The sequence below is a fragment of the Halopenitus persicus genome (assembly GCF_900107205.1).
GTDB classification, from domain to species: Archaea; Halobacteriota; Halobacteria; order Halobacteriales; family Haloferacaceae; genus Halopenitus; species Halopenitus persicus.
Genome location: NZ_FNPC01000024.1, coordinates 1 through 3,455, shown reverse-complemented (window position 1 = coordinate 3,455; position 3,455 = coordinate 1). Strand labels below are relative to the sequence as shown.

The window sequence follows — 3,455 nt, the reverse complement described above, 5'->3', positions numbered from 1 at the left end:
GCTTTGAGGGTTCTACCGAAAGTTTACATCACTACCCCGGCGTATCTGTTAGTATGGCAACCGTCGCAGATCCCCCCGGACGGGATAAGGTCGAGTTTATTCGGGAGGACGACGGCCGGGTAACGGCACGACACGTCGAAACCGGTGTTGCGTCGTTCGGTTCCACCGAAAGCGACGCCCTTCGCGAGCTCGCCGACGCCCTGGAGAGCCACCGCGGGGAAGGGACCCCGATCGACGATCCCGAGGCATACCTCGAGGAGCAAGGGATCGACGCCGAGATCGGCGAGGCGGGGCGGCCGCCCTGGCTTGAATAGTGGTCCGAACGACGTTTTCGTCCGACGAGATAATCAAAGGCCTATCGAAACACGGGTTCGTCCCGGTCGGTGGGAAGGGGAGCCACACGACACTTCGATACAAGAACCCCGATACGGGGAAGGTGCGGACGGTAACGGTCCCGAAGGGTGACCCGATCCCGATCGGAACCCTCCAGGATATAGCCGACCAGGCCGGCGCGAATGACTTTCACGACTTTTGCCGATGGATCGACGCCGTCGTCTAACTATGTCACACGACACACCCGAGGACGCGCTTACGCTGGAGGAGTTGACAGAGCTCCTCGCCTACGCCTACGGCAGCGGCGCGGGTTACAGGTGCTCCTCGGGGTTGGGGTGGATACCGCCGTAGTCGAGGGCCATGTGGGCGCTTTCGGGTATCTCCTCGCCGGCCTCGAGGACCTCCCGAACCTCCTCGAGAGTCGGACACTCCTCGACGGGCGGGATGCCGATCTCGACGCCGACCTCTCCCTCGGGCGCGTACACGCCGTGTTTCTCGGCGTATTCGCGAATGACGTCGTTCGCGACCACCGCCTCAAGAGTGTTGAAAATCTCCTCGCGGTCGGCCTCGGCGCGGATCATGTGATAGACGGCCGCGAGCACGGCGCCGTGTACGATACCGAGCTCGTAGTCGTCCCACTCGTCGGCCGGGAACAGCCGGCTCAAGTCGCCGTCCTCGAGGAGGAGGAGGTACTGTATGTCGATGAGGGCGTTTCGGAACCGATTACGTATCTTGTGTCGCTTTTGTCGAACGGCGCTATCGCTCATTTCGTCCCGGACGCCCTCGCCCTCGCCCTCGGCCGCGAGGAGAAACGACCTGTCGTGAGGGGTGAGAATCCCCCGGTCGCGGTCGGCGTCAGGGTCGACTATCCTGGTATCTGAATCCCGATTAGCGTTACCGCTCACGATAACACCGTGTACCCACCCGTACATAACGTTAATGTACCTCCGGGCGCTAACATAAGTTAGAGAATGGCGACGACGACCACCACGGTTACAGTCCATGCCGAGCGCGCCGAGGCGCTCCGGGAGTATCGGGACGAGCACGAGCTCCCGAGTATGGACGCCGCCCTGGAGCAACTACTAAGCGACCGGGGCGAGAGAAGCCACTCATGAACGGTAGAATCGGTGAAAAACGCCGTCGGCCTGTCTCTTGGCAGGGAGGGGCCGACGACGTTTGGACGATTACGGGCGTTACCCCGAGTCGCGACGACCGCCGCCGCGACCCGGAGGGGTGCGACGACGGCCGGCGAGCAGGCCGTACCACGGGCAGGTGGTGCCTGTGAGTGTTCCTTCTGTCGCCGAAACCTTTAGCGTTACTCCCGACGCTAACGGCCACCCTGTTACGCCCGTCAACGGCTCCCGGCGCGCCTTAGTGCCGGCCTTTGGCCTACATGACGGACACTCAGGACACGACTAGACGTATCGACGCCGACCGACCGACGCCCGAAGCCTCGCCGAGCGCTGGCTGGCGAGCGACGGCCGCGCTTATGCACGTTACCGCCGGCCTCGAGGAGTGCGACGTCCTCGGGTGCGACCGCGAGGGCGAACCGCTCGAGGTGGTCGACGCCGGCGACGACACCGACGCCGTCCGCGAGGGCGTCCGGTGTTCGGATCACGCGAAAGGCTTTCTGGAGGTATCTTCATGACTACCGACACCGACACTCTCCGGCTCACCGAACCGTACCGCTACGACGGCGAACAGACGCTTTCGATCCCCTACACCGACCGCTCCGACCTCGGGGGCGCCGTCCTCGTCGAGTGCCCCGACGGTTCGGTTCGGATATTCGACAAAGAGGAGGTGGTCGCATGACGCCCCGCGACACGCCGGAGGGACCGCCTACCGGCGCCGAGTGCGTATACTGTGGGGGCGAGGAGAACCTCAATCCCGAGTTAGGACGCGCCGACGGTGGGACCGACTGGGTGTGTGACGGGTGCCGCGAGAAAGGGAGGGGGATGAAATGACCGACGCCGACGACGGGGCGCTCGAGGAGCTCGCCGAGTACCTACGACTGAATCCCGAGGCGACCACGCCCGAGGTGCTCGGCGCGACCGATACCGACCCCGCCGTTTGGGGTGACGCCGTCGACGACGCCCTCGCGAGCGACGACCCTCACCTGGCGCTCGAAACGCCCGACACCGGCGCGCCGGAGGGGGATTCTCGGGACGCAAACCCCACCCTCGAGGCGGACAAACCGGCCTCGACGACGTCCGAAACTCCCGATACCGACGGTTCGGCGCTCGTCGACGCGCTGGAGTGGTTCCACCAACAGTTAGACCGCGACCTCCCCGACGAGTGCGACCACGACACGCCGCGCGACTACTACCGCGACGGGCGCGGGTGGGACGCCGACACGATCGACGAGAAACTCCTCGGGTTCGCGCCGGCGAACTACAAAGACGACCTGATAGCTCACCTGTTCGGCCGGGGGCACGACCGAGACGCGATCCGCGCGACCGGCCTCTTTACCGAGGACCTTCGCCCGCTATGGCGCGGCCGGTACGTCCTCCCGTATTTCGACGCCGACGGCCGGGCCGTTTACGCGATCGCGAGGGAAACCGCCCCGAAACACCCGGAGGACTTCTTAGCTGGTAAGTACGGAAAGCTCGCTCATACGAAGGACTACGTCACTTCCGAGGAACCGATTTACGGCCTCGACACCGTCGAACCCGGCGACCCCGTCCTTATCACCGAGGGAATCGCCGACGCGATTACCGCTCATGAGGCGGGGTATCCCTGTATCTCGCCGGTGACAAAGCAGTTCAAACAGAAACACCACGACGTCCTCCTCGAGGCGCTCGACGAGCGGGACGTCGACCGAGTGTACCTGATTCAGGACGCCGAGCGGCCGACGAGTAACGTCGACGACCGCGACCGGCTCACCCTCCAGCAGTTCGGCGAGGGCGTCAAAGGCGCCGTGAAAACGGCCGCCTATCTCGACGAGCACGGCCTCGAGGCGAGAGTCGCCGAGCTCCCGCGCCCCGGCCTCGAGAAAGTCGACCTCGACGACTACCTCCAGGGCTGGAGCGACGACCTCACGCCGCTCCTCGCCGGCGCGAAGCCGGTCGACCAACACCCGGCGTATGACGCCGACACCGCGAAGGACGTCGCCCTCGAGGGCG

The 3,455-nt window shown here is 65.0% G+C and carries 5 protein-coding genes and 1 pseudogene; 5 read left to right on the top strand and 1 reads right to left on the bottom strand.

Going from position 1 to position 3,455, the window contains the following annotated elements:
- Positions 1-53 precede the first annotated feature (53 nt).
- Together BLV25_RS16570 and BLV25_RS16565 are read left to right on the top strand one after the other, a co-directional pair.
- Entirely contained in the window at positions 54-314 is a 261-nt protein-coding gene (locus tag BLV25_RS16570; RefSeq protein ID WP_092735462.1) for a type II toxin-antitoxin system HicB family antitoxin, read from the top strand.
- On the top strand, positions 314-559 hold the full coding sequence (locus BLV25_RS16565) for a type II toxin-antitoxin system HicA family toxin (RefSeq protein ID WP_092735461.1): 246 nt from the start codon (positions 314-316) through the stop codon (positions 557-559). Before BLV25_RS16570 ends, BLV25_RS16565 begins: the two co-directional genes overlap by 1 nt.
- Before the next feature lie 85 nt (positions 560-644).
- Here BLV25_RS16565 and BLV25_RS16560 read toward each other — a convergent pair whose 3' ends face one another.
- Positions 645-1,412, bottom strand: coding sequence for a hypothetical protein (locus BLV25_RS16560; protein WP_176819538.1), 768 nt, complete (start codon positions 1,410-1,412; stop codon positions 645-647).
- Between the two features lie 314 nt (positions 1,413-1,726).
- Between BLV25_RS16560 and BLV25_RS16555 the strand changes: the two genes are divergently transcribed.
- The 3 genes and pseudogenes from BLV25_RS16555 to BLV25_RS16550 all read left to right on the top strand — a co-directional run.
- A complete protein-coding gene (locus BLV25_RS16555) occupies positions 1,727-1,981 on the top strand; it encodes a hypothetical protein (RefSeq protein ID WP_092735459.1) in 255 nt (84 codons plus the stop codon).
- Entirely contained in the window at positions 1,978-2,145 is a 168-nt protein-coding gene (locus BLV25_RS17615; RefSeq protein ID WP_176819537.1) for a hypothetical protein, read from the top strand. Before BLV25_RS16555 ends, BLV25_RS17615 begins: the two co-directional genes overlap by 4 nt.
- A 148-nt stretch (positions 2,146-2,293) precedes the next feature.
- Positions 2,294-3,455, top strand: a pseudogene (locus BLV25_RS16550) (hypothetical protein); the annotation flags it as partial.

Bases quoted from the DNA above. Each gene is read 5' to 3' on its own strand.
- BLV25_RS17615 (WP_176819537.1), top strand. From the start codon at position 1,978: ATGACTACCGACACCGACACTCTCCGGCTCACCGAACCGTACCGCTAC.
- BLV25_RS16555 (WP_092735459.1), top strand. From the start codon at position 1,727: ATGACGGACACTCAGGACACGACTAGACGTATCGACGCCGACCGACCG.
- BLV25_RS16570 (WP_092735462.1), top strand. From the start codon at position 54: ATGGCAACCGTCGCAGATCCCCCCGGACGGGATAAGGTCGAGTTTATT.